Annotated in this window: 16 protein-coding genes; 8 read left to right on the top strand and 8 right to left on the bottom strand. The window is 44.4% G+C overall.

What is annotated here, in order from left to right:
• Positions 1 to 52: 52 nt before the first annotated feature.
• Positions 53 to 502 (top strand): low molecular weight protein-tyrosine-phosphatase, encoded by a 450-nt coding sequence (locus tag JWR23_RS07560; RefSeq protein WP_299514981.1) that lies wholly within the window; start codon positions 53 to 55, stop codon positions 500 to 502.
• Positions 503 to 576: 74 nt separating this feature from the next.
• Here JWR23_RS07560 and JWR23_RS07555 read toward each other — a convergent pair whose 3' ends face one another.
• Entirely contained in the window at positions 577 to 2,796 is a 2,220-nt protein-coding gene (locus JWR23_RS07555) for a transferrin receptor-like dimerization domain-containing protein (RefSeq protein WP_299514979.1), read from the bottom strand.
• A 582-nt stretch (positions 2,797 to 3,378) separates the two neighbouring features.
• Between JWR23_RS07555 and JWR23_RS07550 the strand changes: the two genes are divergently transcribed.
• On the top strand, positions 3,379 to 4,245 hold the full coding sequence (locus tag JWR23_RS07550) for a neutral zinc metallopeptidase (RefSeq protein ID WP_299514977.1): 867 nt from the start codon (positions 3,379 to 3,381) through the stop codon (positions 4,243 to 4,245).
• Positions 4,246 to 4,345: 100 nt separating this feature from the next.
• Positions 4,346 to 5,239: an N-acetylmuramoyl-L-alanine amidase gene (locus JWR23_RS07545; RefSeq protein ID WP_299514974.1), complete on the top strand. Its 894-nt coding sequence runs from the start codon at positions 4,346 to 4,348 to the stop codon at positions 5,237 to 5,239.
• A 71-nt stretch (positions 5,240 to 5,310) separates the two neighbouring features.
• Here JWR23_RS07545 and JWR23_RS07540 read toward each other — a convergent pair whose 3' ends face one another.
• Both JWR23_RS07540 and JWR23_RS07535 read right to left on the bottom strand, forming a co-directional pair.
• Positions 5,311 to 6,972: a glutamine--tRNA ligase/YqeY domain fusion protein gene (locus JWR23_RS07540; protein WP_299514971.1), complete on the bottom strand. Its 1,662-nt coding sequence runs from the start codon at positions 6,970 to 6,972 to the stop codon at positions 5,311 to 5,313.
• A 244-nt stretch (positions 6,973 to 7,216) separates the two neighbouring features.
• Positions 7,217 to 7,834 carry a hypothetical protein gene (locus JWR23_RS07535; protein WP_299514968.1) on the bottom strand — a complete coding sequence of 206 codons (618 nt, stop codon included), beginning with the start codon at positions 7,832 to 7,834 and terminating at the stop codon, positions 7,217 to 7,219.
• A 254-nt stretch (positions 7,835 to 8,088) separates the two neighbouring features.
• Here JWR23_RS07535 and JWR23_RS07530 point away from each other — a divergent pair, with 254 nt between their 5' ends.
• The 4 genes from JWR23_RS07530 (at position 8,089) to JWR23_RS07515 (ending at position 13,534) form a co-directional block, all read left to right on the top strand.
• Positions 8,089 to 9,636, top strand: a complete 1,548-nt coding sequence (locus tag JWR23_RS07530) for an NAD(P)/FAD-dependent oxidoreductase (protein ID WP_299514965.1) — start codon at positions 8,089 to 8,091, stop codon at positions 9,634 to 9,636.
• 90 nt (positions 9,637 to 9,726) lie between these two features.
• Entirely contained in the window at positions 9,727 to 10,203 is a 477-nt protein-coding gene (locus tag JWR23_RS07525) for a DinB family protein (RefSeq protein ID WP_299514962.1), read from the top strand.
• A 152-nt stretch (positions 10,204 to 10,355) separates the two neighbouring features.
• On the top strand, positions 10,356 to 11,948 hold the full coding sequence (locus tag JWR23_RS07520; protein WP_299514959.1) for a DUF1800 domain-containing protein: 1,593 nt from the start codon (positions 10,356 to 10,358) through the stop codon (positions 11,946 to 11,948).
• A complete protein-coding gene (locus tag JWR23_RS07515) occupies positions 11,945 to 13,534 on the top strand; it encodes a DUF1501 domain-containing protein (protein ID WP_299514954.1) in 1,590 nt (529 codons plus the stop codon). The genes JWR23_RS07520 and JWR23_RS07515 overlap by 4 nt, the downstream gene beginning before the upstream one ends.
• A 5-nt stretch (positions 13,535 to 13,539) precedes the next feature.
• Here the strand turns inward: JWR23_RS07515 and JWR23_RS07510 are convergent, their stop codons facing one another.
• The 3 genes from JWR23_RS07510 to JWR23_RS07500 all read right to left on the bottom strand — a co-directional run bounded on the left by JWR23_RS07510 (position 13,540) and on the right by JWR23_RS07500 (position 14,831).
• A complete protein-coding gene (locus JWR23_RS07510) occupies positions 13,540 to 13,755 on the bottom strand; it encodes a hypothetical protein (RefSeq protein WP_299514951.1) in 216 nt (71 codons plus the stop codon).
• Positions 13,756 to 13,835: 80 nt separating this feature from the next.
• Positions 13,836 to 14,243 (bottom strand): hypothetical protein, encoded by a 408-nt coding sequence (locus JWR23_RS07505; protein WP_299514948.1) that lies wholly within the window; start codon positions 14,241 to 14,243, stop codon positions 13,836 to 13,838.
• 12 nt (positions 14,244 to 14,255) lie between these two features.
• A complete protein-coding gene (locus JWR23_RS07500) occupies positions 14,256 to 14,831 on the bottom strand; it encodes an RNA polymerase sigma factor (protein WP_299514945.1) in 576 nt (191 codons plus the stop codon).
• A 184-nt stretch (positions 14,832 to 15,015) separates the two neighbouring features.
• Here JWR23_RS07500 and JWR23_RS07495 point away from each other — a divergent pair, with 184 nt between their 5' ends.
• Positions 15,016 to 15,381: a CoA-binding protein gene (locus JWR23_RS07495; RefSeq protein WP_299514942.1), complete on the top strand. Its 366-nt coding sequence runs from the start codon at positions 15,016 to 15,018 to the stop codon at positions 15,379 to 15,381.
• A gap of 623 nt (positions 15,382 to 16,004) precedes the next feature.
• Here JWR23_RS07495 and JWR23_RS07490 read toward each other — a convergent pair.
• A complete protein-coding gene (locus JWR23_RS07490; RefSeq protein WP_299514940.1) occupies positions 16,005 to 17,054 on the bottom strand; it encodes a glycoside hydrolase family 130 protein in 1,050 nt (349 codons plus the stop codon).
• A 289-nt stretch (positions 17,055 to 17,343) separates the two neighbouring features.
• Positions 17,344 to 18,714 carry an RNA methyltransferase gene (locus tag JWR23_RS07485; protein ID WP_299514937.1) on the bottom strand — a complete coding sequence of 457 codons (1,371 nt, stop codon included), beginning with the start codon at positions 18,712 to 18,714 and terminating at the stop codon, positions 17,344 to 17,346.
• Between the last annotated feature and the right edge of the window lie 468 nt (positions 18,715 to 19,182).

The raw sequence follows: 19,182 nt of genomic DNA, 5'->3' as shown, positions 1-19,182 counted from the left end.
CTAAAAGCAAAAAGCTTTTGGTCTTTCGGCTTTTTGCTTTTACCTCAAAAAAATGAAAATACTAATGGTTTGCCTGGGCAATATTTGCCGTTCGCCGTTGGCGGAAGGGATCATGCAGCACCTGGCTGATGAGCAGGGTTTAAATTGGGAAATTGATTCGGCGGGCACCGGCGACTGGCACATTGGCCAGGGCCCGGACAGGCGCTCAGTATGCACTGCCCGCGAACATGGCATTGATATCAGCAAGCAAGTTTGCCGGCTTTTTAGGGTAAGTGATTTTGATACGTTCGATCATATCCTGGTGATGGATAAAAACAACCTCAGCAATGTTTTAGCAATGGCCCGTAATGACGAGGATGTTAAAAAAGTAAGGCTGCTGTTGACGGATAATAAAATAGTACCGGATCCTTATCATGATGACGCACAGTTTGAACCTGTTTATAAGCTGATTGAGGATGGATGCAGGGAGTTTATAAAGAATTATCTGAACCATGATTCTTAGGATTTCATGATCGCCCTGATTTAATCAGACAGGCAATCATAAAATCCTTAGATCCTGTATCATGGTTCAGACAATTACATTGCCGCTTTATCCAAATAGGCAGCTAAAGCATTAATAGTTGCAGACACTGCCACTATTTGTTGCTGAGCCTCCGGCCAGTTACGTTGTTCTATAGCTTCACGTATACCTGGCATGGTTTTAACACCATAACCGGTATAAAAGCCCGGCGCATATATGCTATGCTTATACCATGGGCGTCGCGGTAAACCTTCCGGTGATAATAATTGTTGCTCGGCCCTATAAATAGTTTCATTTAAAGCTTTATGATCAACAGTTGTTGCCGACGCGGTATTCATAACCACCGCCAGTTTATTGGCACTTGCTTTTAATGCATCCAAAGAAGCTGTTAATGCCGAAAAATCAATTGCCGGTACTTCGCCTTTTGCCACTGGTGTTGCAATGTGTTTGGTCGGATCAGCGGCCAAATTAAAAGCGTTACTTTTTACCAGTTGGTTTTGCATGGCCGTAGCCTCACGCATGGTGTTTGCCAGTTCTATTACCTCTTTACCATAGCCATTTAAGGTGGTTGAAAGGCTGCGGAAGTCAAATGGCAATACATCGGCATTTGCCATACGTAATACGGTATGCCCTATGGTTTTTGATAAGGCTACACCATAAACAAAACCGGGGTCCTTAAAACGCTGGTAATCGGCAAATGAATCATATATAGAGTGATAATCGCCACCACCGCCTTCGCCGCCATAACCTATATCCAGGGTAGGCACACCCAAATGCTGTAAAAAAGATGAAAAATCTGACCCCGAGCCTAATGCTGATATTGGATCGGTTTTACGGTCCAGTATTTCCTTTTTAGCTTTAGATGTTGCTGCATTTACCACTTCATGCGCTTTTTTACGTTCGGCCACGGTAACATTAGTTTCGGGGTCTGTAATACCTTCTGATACCTCGCCGATAAATTTTTCTAACGCATGCGATCCACCGGCATGATAAAATCCACGTGATATATCATCCGAGTTAATGTATACTACTGCTTTTTGCTGCAGCTCTTTATCATGGTCCTCCACATATTCGGTAGAGCCTAATAGTCCCGGTTCTTCACCATCCCAGGCGCAATATACGATGGTACGTTTTGGTTTCCAGCCGGTTTTAAGCATATCGCCCAAAGCCTTTGCCTCGTCCAATAATGACGATTGTCCGCTTAGCGGATCATCGGCACCATTTACCCAGCCATCATGATGATTGCCGCGCAACACCCACTCATCAGGATAGGTTGAGCCTTTTATTGTGCCGATAACATCATAAGCCGTAACCATGTCCCAGTTAAATTCCAGCTTTAAATGTACTGTAGTGGCACCCGGACCAATATGATAAGTTATAGGCAATGCACCGCGCCAATCGTCGGGGGCTACCGGCCCTTCCAAAGCAGCAAGCAATGGTTTGGCATCCTGGTAGCTAATAGGTAATACAGGTATCTTTAATATGGTGGTAGCGTCTTTACGATCCAAGCGTTTAGCATTTTCGGTAGCACCAATGCCGGGAGTTAACGGGTCGCCGGGATAGATCACCATATCCATTACTGAACCACGCTGTACACCGGTTTCATTTTTATAGGCTCCTTTAGGATATACATCGCCTGCATAATAACCATCATCCTTCGGGTCAGAATAAATTATACAACCAATAGCGCCATGCTCATAAGCTACTTTAGGCTTAATGCCGCGCCATGATTTGCCGTATTTGGCAATAACTATCTTTCCTTTTACATCTATGCCCATAGCTGCTAATGTTTCATAATCATCAGGCAAACCATAGTTTACAAATACCAGCTGGCCGGTTACATCACCATCGGCACTCCAGGCGTTATAAGTAGGTAGCTGTCCTGCTTGTGATGAGGTGAGATCTTCGGTCAACGCGGCTTCTTTTAACACAGCCGTGTATTTGGTGGGGCCGGTCATTTCTAACACACGGGTTTTGGGTGTAGGGAACAACACTTTATATGGCTGTAAGTGCGCATCAAAACCATAGCTCTTTAGTTTGGCTAATATCTTTTCGGCAACCACCTTGCCGCCGGGCGAGCCTATGTGATGCGGATACATAGACAGATCTTTTAATGTTTCGCCAATGCGTGTGGCGTTAAGTGATTGATCAAACTGCTGTTCGGTTTGCAGCTGTTTGGCTGATGAGGCGGGCGTAAAACCCATCAAAGTTTTTTGCTGAGCTTGTGTATAAGCTGTGGCAAAAACCAATAGGCTAAGCGTAAATAATTTTTTCATTTCCTGTCAGGGTTTTTTATATGGCTATGAAAATAGATAATTTATAGTGTAAAGACCATATGTGTTGGGAAAATAAAATTGTCATTCTGAGTAACCCATATTTGCGTTTGCAAATAACCGCATTGAAAAAGACACTAAATTACCTGTTTGACAATCATTCTTAGCGCAAGCCTTCGCATATTATAAACTTCGGGCAACTGATATAATGGCGGCATTATATTGCCAGTGATTTTGTTTCATCTTGTTTCAAATACTTTGTTTCACCACTCCTAAATTGGCAATTTGTAATTATTTGATTATCAATAACCAAGCTTAATATCACGCCCACAAATATTGACGAATAAGTTGTTACATTTTGTTTCACCACTTTTTAGCAATTATCTCATAAACAATACTTTAAGTCAAAATATTATTTCACTTGTTTTATTTGTTTCACACTCGCGTGAAACAAAATTCGTTTTTGTCATTGGCAGCGAGTGAAGAACTACTCTCTTGAGCGTAGCGAAAAATCTTATATACCCTTATCACTCAAACAATAGCAAACACCATACTGTTAAACAGCTACACTTAAAACAATAAATTATGCGATGGTTTGGCGGCAGCGAAAGCAATGATGTTGAAGAAGGAAGCAGCAGCAGCGGTGGCCGCGGGTTATTATTTGGCGGCGGCATATTGGGTGTAATAGGTCTTATTATCTATTTATTCACCGGCATAAACCCTGGACAAATGCTCAGCTTGAATAACACTGCCGATAGCTCACAGCAAATAAATACGGTACCGGGCGGCGGGCAGGAGAGTCGCAACAAGCAGTTTGCACGGGTAATATTTCAAGGGACTACCGTTGTTTGGGATAGCCTGTTCCGAACCATGGAGAAAACGTATAAGCATCCGATATTGCATTTCTATACCGGTGCCGTTGATGCCGAAGGCTGCGGCTACACCACATCAGCAACCGGGCCATTCTATTGCCCGGCCGACCAACGGGTTTACCTTGATCTTTCCTTTTTTGATGAATTGCAAAACCGTTTCGGCGCGCCCGGCGAATCCGCCTGGGCCTATGTAATAGCACACGAGGTTGGCCATCATATACAAAACCTGTTGGGTGTATCGGCCAAAATGGATGAGGCCAGGAATAATTTAAGTAAAATGGCTTACAACAAGCTATCGGTTAAACTTGAGCTGCAAGCCGATTTTTATGCCGGCGTGTGGGCGCATTATGAAGCGCTTAATCATCATAATAATATTGTAATTGAACGCTCGGATATCGATTCGGCACTTACCGCCGCCCACCAGATTGGCGATGACCGCCTGCAGCAGCAATACCAGGGGCGCGTTACACCCGATAGCTTTACACACGGCACCAGCGCGCAGCGTATGTATTGGTTTAAAAAAGGTTATGATACCGGCGATATAAATCAGGGTGATACTTTTGCCGGGGATGACCTATAATAAGGGCGTATATTAACCAATAGGGTTATGCTTTGGTAATAACATAAACAATATGCACTTTATTTAGTTAGTTTATAGCTTAATAACTTAATTTAGCTACATGCTTACTTACAGGAAACCTCAACACCTTTTTTTATTGCTTTTGTTTGCCGCGATTTTGGTCGCGTCGTGTTCGCCAAAAGTCACTAATCCCAAACCTAAACAAGGTTCTGTAAAATCGCCCATCGTTAAAGGGCCCCATTTTACTACAGATAGTATTTATACTACTAAAACAGATTCGCTGTTAAATATTGCAAGACTACAGCAGCCCGTTATGTTATTTGACAGCACGGGCATAATTGCAGTGCCTTCAGAATGGGTAGGCACTGTTAATTTTGGCATGCGTAAAGCTAACTATGTGATCATTCATTATACCGCGCAAGACTCTGTACAACAAACAATTAAAACCTTTATCATGGCAAGCACTCAAGTAAGTGCCCATTATGTGGTAGGTAAAGACGGCAAGGTTTTCCATATGGTGAATGATTACTTGCGCTCTAACCATGCCGGCGTAGGCAAATGGGGCAGCGTTACAGATATGAACAGTTGTTCGTTAGGTATAGAGATAGACAATAATGGCTTCGAACCTTTTACCGACATGCAAATAAAAAGCCTGCTGGCATTGCTGACGCAGCTAAAAAAGACTTATAATATACCTACAGCTAATTTTATTGGGCACCAGGATTTTGCACCCAGGCGCAAACCAGATCCCGGACCGATGTTCCCATGGAAATTACTGGCAGACCATGGTTTTGGCTACCGGAGCGATATGATAGTAGTACCCGCGCCAGACAATTTTGATTATAAAACCGCATTGCGATTAATAGGTTATGATACTTCTGATCTCAACGCGGCCATAATAGCTTTTAAACGCCACTTTGTACAGGATGACAGTACCGTGCAATTAAGTCCGCTGGATTTGAATGTGTTGTATAATGTGTATCAGAAGTATTGAGTGAGGTAAAAGGCGAAAGGTAAGGAATCAAACCTTTCGCCTTTCACCTTTAAACCTTTTACCTCCCACCTTTAACCCTTCTTCGCCCACCCGTCTTTCAAGGTCACGGTACGGTTAAACACCAGCTTATCAGCAGTTGAATGTTTATCCAGCGTGAAATAACCTTTACGGATAAATTGGTAGCCTTTCCCCATTTCGGCATTGGCCAGGTCGGCCTCTATGTAAGCGTTAGAGATGATATGTAAGCTGTTTGGGTTTATATAATCTTTAAAATCACCTTCTTCGTTCGATGGGTCCTCTACTTGGAACAACCGATCGTACAAACGCACCTCGGCTGTTTTAGCGTGGGGCACACTTACCCAATGAATAGTGCCTTTAACATTGATACCACTGGTATCATGTCCCGATTTTGATTCGGGGATGTAGGTGCAATATATTTCGGTAACGTTGCCATTGGCATCCTTTTTAAAATCGTCGCATTTAACAATGTAGGCGTTCTTTAAACGCACCATCAGCCCAACGCCTAAACGGAAAAACTTTTTAGGCGGCTCTTCCATAAAGTCTTCGCGCTCTATCCAAAGTTCATTGCTGAATGGCATATCTCTGCCGCCATCACCGCCTTCAACTTCGGGGTTGTTTTCGCCATGCAGGGTTTCTGTTTTTCCTTCGGGATAGTTGGTGATGATCATTTTAATCGGATCCAACACAGCCATGCGGCGCCAGGCGGTTTTGTTCAGGTCCTCACGGATACAGAACTCCAGCAGGCTAAAATCTATCATGTTCTCGCGTTTGGCAACGCCAATACGCTCGCAAAATTCGCGGATAGACGTGGCCGTATAACCACGGCGGCGCAAACCGCTGATCGTAGCCATACGCGGATCGTCCCAGCTTTCTACATGTTTCTCATTAACCAATTGCAGCAGCTTACGCTTGCTCATAACAGTGTACGTCATGTTTAAACGGGCAAACTCATATTGTTTAGACGGGAATATATTTAATTCCTCTATAAACAAGTCATACAATGGCCTGTGCGACACAAACTCAAGCGTACAAATAGAGTGTGTTATTTCTTCAATGGCATCAGACTGGCCGTGTGCGAAATCATACATCGGGTAAATGCACCACACATCGCCTGTGCGGTGATGGTGGGCGTGTTTAATGCGGTATATCAATGGGTCGCGCAGCAGCATATTTGGCGAGGCCAGGTCTATCTTTGCACGCAGTACCTTATCCCCATCCTGGTATTTGCCGGCTTTCATGTCGGCAAACAGTTGCAGGTTTTCTTCTGCGCTGCGGTTGCGGTATTCGTTGGGTGTGCCCGGTTCGGTAGGTGTGCCTTTTTGGGAGGCAATCTCTTCGGCGGTGCTGTCATCCACATAAGCCAGGCCCTTTTTTATCAGCGTTACGGCAAAATTATATAATTTATCAAAATAATCAGAAGCATATAACTCTTCGGCCCAGTCAAAACCCAGCCATTTTACATCTTCTTTAATGCTGTCAACATATTCGGTTTCTTCTTTGGTGGGGTTGGTATCATCAAAACGCAGGTTGGTTTTGCCGTTGTATTTTTTTGCCAGTCCGAAATTTAAGCAGATAGACTTAGCATGACCAATATGCAAATAACCATTAGGCTCGGGCGGGAAACGGGTTAATACCCGGCCGCCGTGCTTGCCTGCAGCTATATCTTCTTCAACTATTTCTTCAATAAAATTTAATGATCTCTCTTCGCTCATAGTAGGGCAAAAGTAGGTTTTTTAGCTGAAAGCGGAAAGCGGAGTAAAGCGAAAAGAGTGTTTGGGCTGTGCGATTCCCTCCCCTGGGAGGGTAGGGAGGGGTTAATAAAGCGATTTGTATATCGGTGAAACCCCTCCCTGCTATTTCACCGTCAAACCGCGCCCCTCCCGTGGGGAGGGAACTTATTACAAATTAAAATTTTTCGAACATTTGTAATCGCACATCCCGTTGCTTATTAATCTCCTAAACCGCCAGCTTAGCTTGCAATGTATTAGCCATCCGTTTAATAAAAAAATAATTTGCCGAGCCGCCAATTACCGCGCCTACTACCGGTATCAGCCGTTCGGCCGTTTTCGAGCCGAGGTTGAGCATCAGTTTTTCGGCGACCTCTTCCATTACGTTTTTGCTGATGGTCATTCCCGTGTCCACCTTTAACGAGGCAGCCACTATCGTAAAAAAATCAGTAAATTTTAGCTGGTATTTGCCGGTATGGTAATAGGTAATAGCCAACGTGACCCTAAACTGCTGCGTAATTAAATTGATCAGATCAAACGGGATGCCTAACACCATGGTAGACAGGCCACCCGCGCCTGCCATAGCACCCGAGCCTGCCGCTAGCAGCGCGCATTGGTTAATAAATTTTTCAAGACCCAACTCATCAACACCTTTTTTAACGCCCAGTTGGTCTATCCGGTTAAAAATTTGTTTAAAGCCATTCTGTGCCAGTTGGGTAAAACCCGCTTTTATTTTGGCATCCATCCCTTTCAGGTTAAATGCAGGTAATTGTAGTTTGCGCATGTTGTAAATAGTAAAATTATTGCAGGTAGCGCTATTTCCATGCCAGTGTTTATTTTCTGACATTTTTGGCGTTTTTTGCTGCGGGCTGCCTGAAGTCTATGACTTGATATATCTGATCATCATCTAAAAAAGTTGTATAAAAAAATTAAGAATCTGATAATTACTGAATAATATACCCCGCTGGCAAGGGCGGTACCCAATTTGCCCAAATTGATTAGCCTACGTAGAGATTGCTTCGTTTCTCGCAATGACGCTTTGAGAGTTAATTGCTTAATCCCTACCTTTGTCCCATCCCGGGATAAAAACCCGGCAACTTAATGATAAAAGAAATAGAAATAACCTGCCCACCCGGGCAGCAGGAAGATGAAGCCGCGTTAAAAAGCATCGCCGCTTTATCGCTTAACATATCGCCACAAAAAATTACTGGCATACAGGTACTAAAACGCAGTATTGATGCGCGTGGCCGCCGGGTGCTTTACCGCATGCAGGTTAAGATTTTTATTGACGAGAGCCATCACCCCGAAACCTATATCCAGCAATACCCGGATGTTAAAAATGGCAAGCCGGTAATTATTGTGGGTGCTGGTCCGGCCGGGTTGTTCGCGGCTTTGCAGTGTATAGAGATGGGCATGAAGCCTGTTATTGTAGAGCGCGGCAAGGCAGTTAAAGAGCGCAGGCGCGATTTGGCTAACATTAACAAGGAGGGCCTTGTAAACCCCGAAAGCAACTATTGTTTCGGCGAGGGTGGGGCGGGCACCTATTCGGACGGTAAGCTGTACACCCGCAGCACCAAGCGCGGCGATGTTACGCAGGTGCTTAAAACCTTTGTAGCGCATGGCGCCACTACCGATATTTTGGTAGATGCACGTCCGCATATCGGCACCAATAAGCTGCCGCAAATTATTACTGCCATACGCGAAACCATCCTCAATGCAGGTGGGGAGATTTTATTTGATACCAAAGTAACCGGCTTACTGGCCGACTTCGGCAAAATACAAGGCGTAAAGCTATCATCGGGCGAAACCCTGAAAGCCAGCGCGGTGATATTGGCCACGGGCCACTCCGCCCGCGATGTGTTTGAAATGCTGCATCGCCAAAATATATTAATAGAAGCCAAGCCGTTCGCGCTGGGTGTACGCATAGAGCATCCGCAGGAAATAATAGACCGCGCCCAATACCATTGCGAATATCGTGGTCCGGATTTGCCGCCGTCCTACTATAACCTGGTGGAGCAGGTGGATGGCCGGGGAGTGTTTTCGTTCTGCATGTGCCCGGGCGGCATCATTGCTCCCTGCGCCACCGAAGCCAACGAAATTGTGGTGAACGGCTGGAGCCCGTCAAAACGCAATAATCCTTTCGCCAACTCGGGCACGGTGGTACAAATAAACATGGAAGATGTAAAGGGCAGCGATGCCGATCCGTTTAAGATGCTGCACTTTCAAAGCCAGATTGAACAGCTGGCCTTTAAAGCCGGTGGCGGCAAACTGGTGGCTCCCGCGCAGCGGATGGTAGATTTTGTGGAAGGTAGACTGTCTGTTGATCTCCCCGAAAACTCTTACCTGCCGGGCACTAAAAGCGTAGCGCTAAAAGAGGTGCTGCCCGATTGGATAAACGACAGGCTGCGCCGCGCCCTGCCCGCCTTTGGTAAAAAAATGAAAGGATATTATACAAATGAGGCTATATTGGTGGGGGTGGAGTCGCGCACATCATCGCCCATAAAAATTCCGCGCGATAAAGAAACGCTGCAGCACCCGCAAGTACAGGGGCTTTTCCCCTGCGGCGAAGGCGCGGGCTACGCGGGTGGCATAATTTCTGCGGCTATTGATGGGATAAATTGCGCGGTGGGAGCGGGAAAGGTTGTCTGAACCATGATTCGTAGGATTTATTGATTTTCATGATTAAATTTAACAGTTCGACAGGCAATCCTAAAATCCTTTAATCTATAAATCATAGTCATGACAACAGCCGAAAAACTCCTTCACGAATTAGAAAAAGTATCAACGGGCCATCCCTGGTACGGATCGCCGGTATATGATATACTGGGCAAGGTTACTTTTGAAACCGCTTACGAACGGGTGGGCCATGCGCATACCATTGCCGAGATCATTCTGCACATGCTTAGCTGGACCGAAGAGGTAATGGACCGCCTTAACGAAAAACCTGCATCACTACCCCTAAGTGGCAACTGGCCCGAAACCGGCGACCCCGACGAACGGAAATGGAAACTATGGATAGATGACCTTAAGCTGGTTAACGTAAACCTGGTAAAAACCATTCAGGATTTCCCCGAAGAAAAATGGGGCGAACCAATCATTGATAAACGCGGCAACCAGCCGGTTACCACTTACGAGGAGTTGGTTTATGGGTTTATACAGCACCAGATATATCATTCCGGACAGATTGCATTGTTGACGAGGATAATTATAGGATAATTTGATAAGGAGCGCTGCCATCCTGCCACATAGCAATACGTCATGCTGCCCTTTTTTCTCTGTTATATTGAGGAATAAATTTCCTGTCAATAAAATGTAACAGGTTTGTTGCATTTTATATATTTGTGTGTACATTTAAGAAATCCCCTAATATGACCACATTTCGGACGCTTTCAGGCACAGCTACGTATGCCGGTATTTTCGGCAACTCAGAGTTGGTCCACTTATTAAAACGTTCACTTTTTGGTGTAAAACAGGCAGATCTATTAGCTTTTCAGGGCAAATCATTAATTACCGTGGTTGATACCCTGTTAACCCCCGCCGCAACACCTGCCCCACCGGTTAATAACTATAATGACAGCAATTATACCGATGCTAATGTAGCCGCTGGCCAAACTTGGGTAAACGCGCCTTATACAGATGGCGCAACGGATAGCAGGCGCACAACCAGCCTTAAAGCATGGTGGCTGGGCCGTATGTTAAATCAGCAGCAAAGTATAGAAGAAAAAATGGTGCTTTTTTTGCATAACCATTTCTCTACCCAAACAGCTACCATTGGCGACGCGCGTTATGAATACAAGCACAATGCCCTGCTGCGCCAATACGCTTTAGGTAATTTTAAACAGCTGGTAAAGCAAATAACGCTCGACCCTGCTATGCTGCGTTATTTAAACGGGTATCAAAATGTTAAAACATCGCCCAATGAAAATTATGGGCGCGAACTGCAGGAATTGTTTACCATAGGTAAGGGCCCCAACTCAAAATATACAGAAGATGATGTAAAAACTGTCGCGAAGGTGTTAACCGGTTATAACGTTAACGCCGCCACCATATCATCTGCATTTGATGCTACCAGGCATGACACCACCAACAAGCAATTCTCTGCATTTTACGGTAATAAATTAATAACCAGTAAGGTTAACGCTGCCGGCGCCACGGAGCTGGATGATATGCTGGATATGATATTTGCCACTAACGAGTGCGCGCTGTATATATGCCGCAGGCTTTACCGCTTTTTTGTTTATTACATTATTGATGATGCCACCGAGGCTAATGTTATTGCGCCGCTGGCTACTATTTTCAGGAATAATAATTATGAAATTAAGCCGGTATTAAAGGCGCTTTTAACCAGCGATCATTTCTTTGACCGCCTAAACAGCGGTTGTATGATAAAGAGTCCCATTGATTTTCATGTTGGTGTTTGCCGCGATTTCGGGATAGTTTTCCCGGCGGATACAGATTATGTAAATGCTTATTATATGTGGGATTATATCCGCACGCAATCGGCTATCATCGCACAAAATATTGGCGACCCGCCCAACGTATCCGGTTGGGCGGCTTATTACCAGGAACCAGAATATCATGAGCTTTGGATAAACACAGACACGCTGCCCAAACGTAACCAGTTTACTGATACCATGGTGGCCAACGGCTATACGCGCAATGGCAAAAAAATAGGTATAGATGTTATTGCATATACAAGTACCTTACCAAATCCTGCCGATCCTAATGCATTGGTAAGCGATGTGCTTGCCCAGCTATATGCAGTTACGGTATCGCAACAGGTAAAAGATTTTTTAAAGGCGATATTGTTATCATCACAATTGTCTGATCACTATTGGAGCGATGCCTGGAACGCTTATAAATCGCTACCCACCGATGCTATTAATAAAGGTACAGTTATCATGCGCCTTACAGCGTTTTATAAATATATCATGGACCTTTCTGAATACCAGCTATCATGAGAAGAAGAGATTTTTTAAGAGCAGCAGGTACGGCAGGTGTTATGATGCCCGCATTGGTTAATGGTTATGCTTTTAAGGCTTTTGGGGCCTCGCCATTAATGAGTGCGCTAACCGCGGCGCCTACAGAAACCGACCATGTGCTGGTGATCATTCAAATGACTGGCGGTAATGATGGCTTAAACATGGTTATCCCTATAGATCAATATGCTAACCTGGCAAATGCGCGCGCTAACATTATCATACCTCAAAATAAAATATTGGCGCTTGACGGTACCAGCATGACCGGCCTGCATCCGGCCATGACGGGTTTACAAAGCCTTTATAATGATGGCAAACTTAAAGTTGTACAATCGGTAGGCTATCCGCAGCCTAATTTCTCGCATTTTCGCGCTACAGATATCTGGCTTACCGGTGCAGATTCAAATGTTGTATTAAATACAGGTTGGGCGGGGCGCTACCTTAGTCAGGAGTATACCAATTACCCCATAGGCTATCCCAATACCATTATGCCCGATCCGCTGGCTATACAAATAGGCTCGACCGTATCGCCTGCCATGCAGGGCCCCTCGGTAAATATGGGGCTGGCAATATCAGATCCGAATAATTTTTATAACCTGATAAACGGTATACAAGATACTGCGCCAAACACGCCTGCGGGTAAAGAGTTGACCTACATCAGGCAGGTATCGCAGCAAACACAGGAGTATGGCGCGGTTATTAAGGCAGCAGCTGCAAAAGTGACCAAGCAAGCAACTTATCCAACTAATAATACCCTGGCAGATCAGCTTAAGATAGTTGCGCGTTTAATTGCCGGCGGGTTAAAAACCCGGGTATATATGGTAAGCATAGGCAGCTTTGATACCCATGCTGCACAAGTTAATAATGGCGCTACCGAAACCGGTACACATGCCAATCTGCTGCAAAAAACGTCAGACGCGGTAAAAGCTTTTATGGATGATATGAAAGGGTTAGGTACATCTAAACGGGTAATGGGCATGACGTTTTCTGAGTTTGGCAGACGCATAAAATCAAACGCCAGCGCAGGTACAGATCACGGCGCAGCAGCGCCAATGTTTTTATTTGGCGATTATATACAATCAGGCGTGTTGGGTACCAGTCCGGCTATTGGCACCACGGTGGGTGTGAATGATAATATACCTATGCAGTACGATTTTCGGTCGGTTTATGCATCTGTATTGAAAGAATGGTTCTGTGTATCGCCAGATATTTTAAACAATGTAATGCTTAATAATTTCCAGGAACTGCCGGTTATTAAAGATACCGCGCCATGTGTATCAACCAATAGTGATATACTGAATGCACAGGCTGGTAAGAATTTAATTAATAATTATCCTAATCCGTTTAACGGATCAACTACTATCAATTTCGAATCGCAGGGCGGGCACGCGCTTATCCAGGTATTTGATTCGCAAGGGCACCTGGTGCGTACGCTGATTGATGCGGTACAGGAAAAGGGCAGTCACAAGGTTACCTTTGAGAATCAAGGCTATGTGCCCGGGCCATATTACGCACGCCTGCAAAACGGCAGTTTACAGCAAGTGCGTACCATGATGTTGGTGAGGTAATTTCCTTAATACTCCAGCTCCGTACACAAAAAACCTGCATTATGCAGCAGGGATTCAATATACCGCGGCGAAACATCGTGCGACACTACGCGCAGTATATTATCACAATCTTCCAGGTCGAAGTTCCATTCCTCAATAGCCTGCACAGAAGTTAGCAGGGGTTGCACCCTTGTAATCTGCTCAGGGGCGGTAACGCTTGTTGTAAATACCAGTATGTCCATAGTAGTATTGTTTGTGAGTGTTTAATAACTTAAAAGATTTGACAACTTTTAAAAAGTTGTCAAATCTCACGGTCTAAATGTTATTCAGTTGGCTTAGCAGGCTCTGTTCTGTCAACAAAATTATTCATGTTGAAATCAAAACTATCGCTTCGTCCCCATGGGCCACAGCCGCCGCGTTCGCGCATTTTTTGTTTGAATTTTTCTTTTTCTTCGGGCGTCATATTTTTAAAACGTTCTTCCATTTTATGGCGCATCCATGGCGCACCGCCACGGCCACCCCAGCCGCGCCCGCCTTTACCGAAGCCAAACAGTATTTTAGATAGAATAAATATGCCCATAGCCTGCCAGAAGGTAATGACGCTAACGTGCAGTATCGCGGGTAATAAATTGTTCCATAATTGCATCACCACAAAACTGATGAGCGAAAGGAAAGCCGCTACCGCAATGGGTATAAATATAAACCGTCCTTTAAAAAATAAATTTTTCATGTTTTTTTGTTTTTAATATTTTGTGATCTCCTGATATAATTGTTGTAACCTGTCGCGCAAGTGCAATACCGCGTACCGCTTGCGCGATACCAGCGTATTTACATTTACGCCCGTAGCTTCTGCTATTTCCTGGAAGGTCATATCTTCCATTTCCTGCCAGATAAAAACCTGCTTTTGCTCTTCGGGCAGTTCGTCCAGCGCGTTAAACAATTGCTCCCAAAAAAGGGTTCGTATGTATTCCGTTTCGGGCGTACTGTCTTCGGTCATCAGGAAATCTTTAAAGCCAGAGGTGTCATCCTCGTCTTCATTACTTCCGGTAAACAGGTCATCAAGTAAAGTTTCTGATTTCTTTTTATGCTTATCTGTTATTTTATTCCTTGCCACTTTATACAGCCAGGCGCCTGTCTGTTCAATTGGTTCAGAATTTACCAGCGCGCTAAACTGGTACCATACATCCTGCAGGATGTCTTCAGCATCGGCATCACTCTTAACACGCTTACGGATAAAGCCCAGCAAATTTTTACCGTACGCTTTTATGGCGTGCAGTATATGGCTGTTTCTTTCTTCGGGCATTAAGGTCGCTATCAATGTATTACTTGTTTAAAGGTATAGACGATTCACGTTTAAAAACATTTTAAAAAATTTAAATTATTTTTTGTGACTACATTCTGACTGCCAAAAACGCTAAATATTACACCTTGGCGTAATATTTGAATATCTCATCCCAACCCCTCTCGCCAAAGGAGAGGGGCTTAAAAGAGGAATTTATATTATGGCTGATAAAAAAACATTGGTTTTAGGGGCTACGCCCAATGCAGGCAGGTATGCTTACCTGGCGGCAAACCGGTTGGCGGGTCACGGGCATTCTATAGTTAACGTAGGATTAAAAACCGGAACGGTAGCCGGCATACCCATCGAAAAGCCCGAAACTATTCATAATGATATAGATACTATTACGTTATATGTCGGTCCGCAAAACCAGCCGCCGCTGTATGATTATATATTGAACACGCATCCCAAACGTATCATCTTCAATCCCGGAACGGAAAATAGTGAATTGAGGAAGATGGCGAATGAAAAGGGGATTGAGACGGAGTATGCCTGTACATTGGTTTTGTTGTCGATAGGAGAATATTAGCCCCCCTAACCCCCTAAAGAGGGAATGATAGTGGGTGTTTTTTGTAGAGGACGCAATATTTTGCGTCTTTTTTACTTATAGGTACTAACCAGGTTCCTTATTGCCATTAAAACATCCACCCGCTCAATCGCCGCGGGTTGGCTGTTACTTTTGTCTTTGATACAAAAGTAACCAAAAAATCAAGTCAGCCCAATCGCTGCCACCTCACAGGCCAAACTCCCGGCCGCGTGGGCTGACAGGCCACCGCTTTTTTTGATTGCTCATAATAACAGAATGTTGGTTCTGCCCTAAGTGTCAGACGATAAGCTTCGGGTGAAAGCAGGTAAAACAAATTGGGTCGTGCGGCAGGAGGGGCATAGCGTCTTTTTGCTGAAGCGGTGGCCTTGCGCGAGCGAAGCGAAGCGCAAAATTATGCAGCCCGTGGTTTTATCGGCTTTGCAGGGCAAAGGCCTTGTGCGTAAAGAAGCCTCTCGCCTGACTTGATTTTTGGTTCTTCATCAAGGAAAAGAACAAAGCCTTCCCGCAGCGATTGAGCTGGACGATGCTTATAATTTGCAATACAACTGGCTAAAAAGATGAATAACTAAAATGATCTTTAGCCACCCCTAAGACGCAAATCATCATTACACCTCCAATTCCGCAAATATCTCCTTTATAGAAAACCTCGCCCCGCAAACAAACTCGTCCGATGCGCCATAATATATAGTAACCGTATCTCCATCAACCAGGTGGCCGTTGGTGAAAACTACATTGCCGAAGAAGCCACTTAGCTCATATTGTTCTGTAGGCACCATAATAGGTTTATCGGTGCGGGCAATAACTTTTGAAGGGTCATTCAGATCAAGCAGGAAAGCGCCTAAACAATATTGATGTTCTTTATTAGCGCCATGATAAATTTCCAGCCAGCCTTTTTCTGTTTTTATGGGTGCGGCGCCTGCGCCAACACGCTGGCAGTCCCAGCTATCCTTGCGGGTTTTGATGATGCATTTATGGTTACCCCAATGCGCCCCATCCGGCGATTCGGCCAGCCAGATAAAATTGCCGCCAATATCCACGCTGCTTGGGCGGTGCAGGCAATAATATAGTCCGTTTATTTTTTCCTCGAAAATAGCGCAATCCTTATTATGGGGGGGCAGTATCATGCCATACGATTGGAAAGTCTTCCAGTCGGTAGTACTGCGCAAACCAACTCCAACACCATTGCCTGATACGGCGGTAAAAGTGAGATAATATTTATCCCCCATCTGGGTAACCCGGCAATCCTCAATACCAAAAGCCTGCAAATACCCTGCACCAAATAAAGACACATAGCCTTCGGGCTCGTAAAAGTGGATGCCGTTATCACTGCAAAGCAGGCGCAGGTGCGATAGGGTGGTTAAATAATCAAGCCCCTGGTAGCGTATCACCCGCGGATCGGTAGTGATCAGTTCCGGATGCGCTGATGGCAGTTCAACAATTTCAGTTTTACCCAGGTCATTCAGGATCGGGAAAAATATGGAGCCTTCCTTTTGCACCGCATTTTCCGCTACGCGGATGATGAGCCAGGTCTTCCCCTCAAAAGTAAATACACCCGGATTAAGTAAACAAATAATTTGCAAACCTGCTTCACTTGCTTTAAGGTCAATGGGTGATAATAATGGATTTTCGGGGAAACGTTTGGCTATATCTGTCATGTGCTATACTATATAGTCCGTAAACAGCCTGCAGCGCTAATAAGTTTTAAACGAAATTTATTTGGACGTTTCCCTTCGGGTCGGGCTGTACATTCATACGCCTCAGGCCTTAGGCGCATTGGCCGGTATCCATTTCCATCCCTAACGCAATTGTTTGAACCATGATTCATAGGATTAAGGGATTATCGGATTTATTTCTTCGGAAAAGCATGTCAGTTAGACCGCGGCAATTGAGCGGGACAATCATTTCATTGAACATACTTAAAGTTAAAAGAATATAGGCTATCCTTTACTTCGGCCCGCTCGCCAATATCCTTAACTCTTTCGGGTAATAATTATTAATGCGATTAGGCAATAATTTTGCCCATCCCAAAGCCTGCCCCTCAAAGGTCATTAAGCTCCAGCCCTTTTCGACAGCGTCGATAGTTAAATTCTCGCGGCGCAAATAAAGTATAGCCTGGTCGTAATCCAATTCGGTTTGTATAACCGCATCCTTATTAATTATAGTACTAAGTGCAAGCTCATGGTCTGGTATCAAATCGCGTCCTGCCAGCTTACCAATCCTAACGCCCGATTTTTTAATATATAAATGGTGCTGCAACAGGTTCAGGCTTTCTTTATGCTGATTGTTTATGGCCAGCCAGTCGTCATTCACCTTAAAAAAGTAATAAACGGCGGGATCATTAATGTAGCTTTTAATCAATTCAAACTCGTTATTGTCTACTTTTTGATTCCTGTTGTTTTTAAAGGATAACAACGTGCCGCTGCTTTCTTTCTTTTTTAAACAGGCCGCAAACAAACCTTCGCCCTTAACCTTACCCGGATAAAAACGGTAACCCCACGCTTTTTCCGCTGACGATTGCGTTTCAACAATGCCCCACTCTATATTAATGGGTATACGCACGGTTTCCAGATCAAATTCGGCACAGAGCCAATCCAGTATATCCTCATTTTCCAGGTGCGAGTAAGAGCAGGTACTATATATAAGGTAGCCGTCTTCTTTTAGCGCCGGGTAAATATCGGACAGTATACGCTCCTGTCGTTGATGGCAAAGGTTCACATTGGCCTCGCTCCATTCATTCATAGCCGCAGGGTCCTTACGGAACATACCCGAGCCAGAGCATGGCGCGTCAACTAATATAATATCAAAAAAGCCGGTTAGGCGGTTAAAGTCTTTAGGGTCGTTATTGGTTACTATGGTGTTTGCCGTGCCCCACCTGCTCAGGTTATCAGCCAGAACAGGAACGCGCGTTTTAATAATTTCATTAGCCACCAGTAGGTCATCAGCCGTCATTGCCGAATTAAGCAGCGTGCTTTTACCGCCGGGCGCGGCACATAGGTCCAGTATCTTTACCGGTTCTTTTTGTTTAATATGTTGCAAGATGTGGCCGATAAACATAGACGACGCTTCCTGCACATAATAATTACCTGCATGAAAAAGCGGGTCGAAAGTAAAGGATGGGCGGGTATCTAAATAATAGCCTTCGGCGCACCAGGGCACTTGCCCGTCGGTTTTTAATGCTGTTTTTTTAAAAGGATTGATCCTTATAGCGGTGGGCGAGTCGGTATTTTGATGCGCATCAGTAAAATCTGCACGGTCGAAACCCGGCTCTGCGGCTATCGAATCAAGGAAATTATCAGGAAATTGGTGGTTTTGCATTTCATTTCAAATATACAAATTCAATAATTGCCGTTGGTTCTTAATAAAAATGAGGTTAATAGCCGTTAGTTTACAGTGGTTTAGCAATTGTTTTAATTTTTTGTAAATTTCTTTTGGCTGCTTGCCATTTTCTCTTTACATTTGCAACCCGCTCAACCAAAAAGGGCGGTTGTTTTTTGAAATTTGCAGATTAAAAATAAATATAAAAAAAGTGAAAATAACACTTGACACGTATTGAAATTAATCGCATCTTTGCAGCCGCTTCGGTAACGAGGCAAAACGTTGAAAAAATAGGATCCTACGGGGTTTTGTAAATAAATAACAGATACACTGCGACAGTGATATCGAGAAAGTTCTTTTAGGAAATAGAAAATCATGTAGTGAGCGGGCCGGAAGGAAGCCAGTGGACGATAGGAAAGTAGTCAGCAATGACTAATGACTTAATGACCAATGACCAACAAACGGTTT

Origin of the sequence: Mucilaginibacter sp. (assembly GCF_028288205.1) — a bacterium.
GTDB lineage: Bacteria > Bacteroidota > Bacteroidia > Sphingobacteriales > Sphingobacteriaceae > Mucilaginibacter.
This window is presented reverse-complemented; position numbering and strand designations above follow the sequence as displayed.

Excerpts from the sequence above, each read along its gene's own strand:
- JWR23_RS07540 (WP_299514971.1), bottom strand. The coding sequence starts at position 6,972 with ATGAGCGAAGAGAGATCATTAAATTTTATTGAAGAAATAGTTGAAGAA.
- JWR23_RS07525 (WP_299514962.1), top strand. The coding sequence starts at position 9,727 with ATGACAACAGCCGAAAAACTCCTTCACGAATTAGAAAAAGTATCAACG.
- JWR23_RS07530 (WP_299514965.1), top strand. The coding sequence starts at position 8,089 with ATGATAAAAGAAATAGAAATAACCTGCCCACCCGGGCAGCAGGAAGAT.
- JWR23_RS07490 (WP_299514940.1), bottom strand. The coding sequence starts at position 17,054 with ATGACAGATATAGCCAAACGTTTCCCCGAAAATCCATTATTATCACCC.
- JWR23_RS07555 (WP_299514979.1), bottom strand. The coding sequence starts at position 2,796 with ATGAAAAAATTATTTACGCTTAGCCTATTGGTTTTTGCCACAGCTTAT.
- JWR23_RS07550 (WP_299514977.1), top strand. The coding sequence starts at position 3,379 with ATGCGATGGTTTGGCGGCAGCGAAAGCAATGATGTTGAAGAAGGAAGC.
- JWR23_RS07545 (WP_299514974.1), top strand. The coding sequence starts at position 4,346 with ATGCTTACTTACAGGAAACCTCAACACCTTTTTTTATTGCTTTTGTTT.
- JWR23_RS07505 (WP_299514948.1), bottom strand. The coding sequence starts at position 14,243 with ATGAAAAATTTATTTTTTAAAGGACGGTTTATATTTATACCCATTGCG.
- JWR23_RS07520 (WP_299514959.1), top strand. The coding sequence starts at position 10,356 with ATGACCACATTTCGGACGCTTTCAGGCACAGCTACGTATGCCGGTATT.
- JWR23_RS07485 (WP_299514937.1), bottom strand. The coding sequence starts at position 18,714 with ATGCAAAACCACCAATTTCCTGATAATTTCCTTGATTCGATAGCCGCA.
- JWR23_RS07515 (WP_299514954.1), top strand. The coding sequence starts at position 11,945 with ATGAGAAGAAGAGATTTTTTAAGAGCAGCAGGTACGGCAGGTGTTATG.
- JWR23_RS07495 (WP_299514942.1), top strand. The coding sequence starts at position 15,016 with ATGGCTGATAAAAAAACATTGGTTTTAGGGGCTACGCCCAATGCAGGC.
- JWR23_RS07535 (WP_299514968.1), bottom strand. The coding sequence starts at position 7,834 with ATGTCAGAAAATAAACACTGGCATGGAAATAGCGCTACCTGCAATAAT.
- JWR23_RS07560 (WP_299514981.1), top strand. The coding sequence starts at position 53 with ATGAAAATACTAATGGTTTGCCTGGGCAATATTTGCCGTTCGCCGTTG.
- JWR23_RS07510 (WP_299514951.1), bottom strand. The coding sequence starts at position 13,755 with ATGGACATACTGGTATTTACAACAAGCGTTACCGCCCCTGAGCAGATT.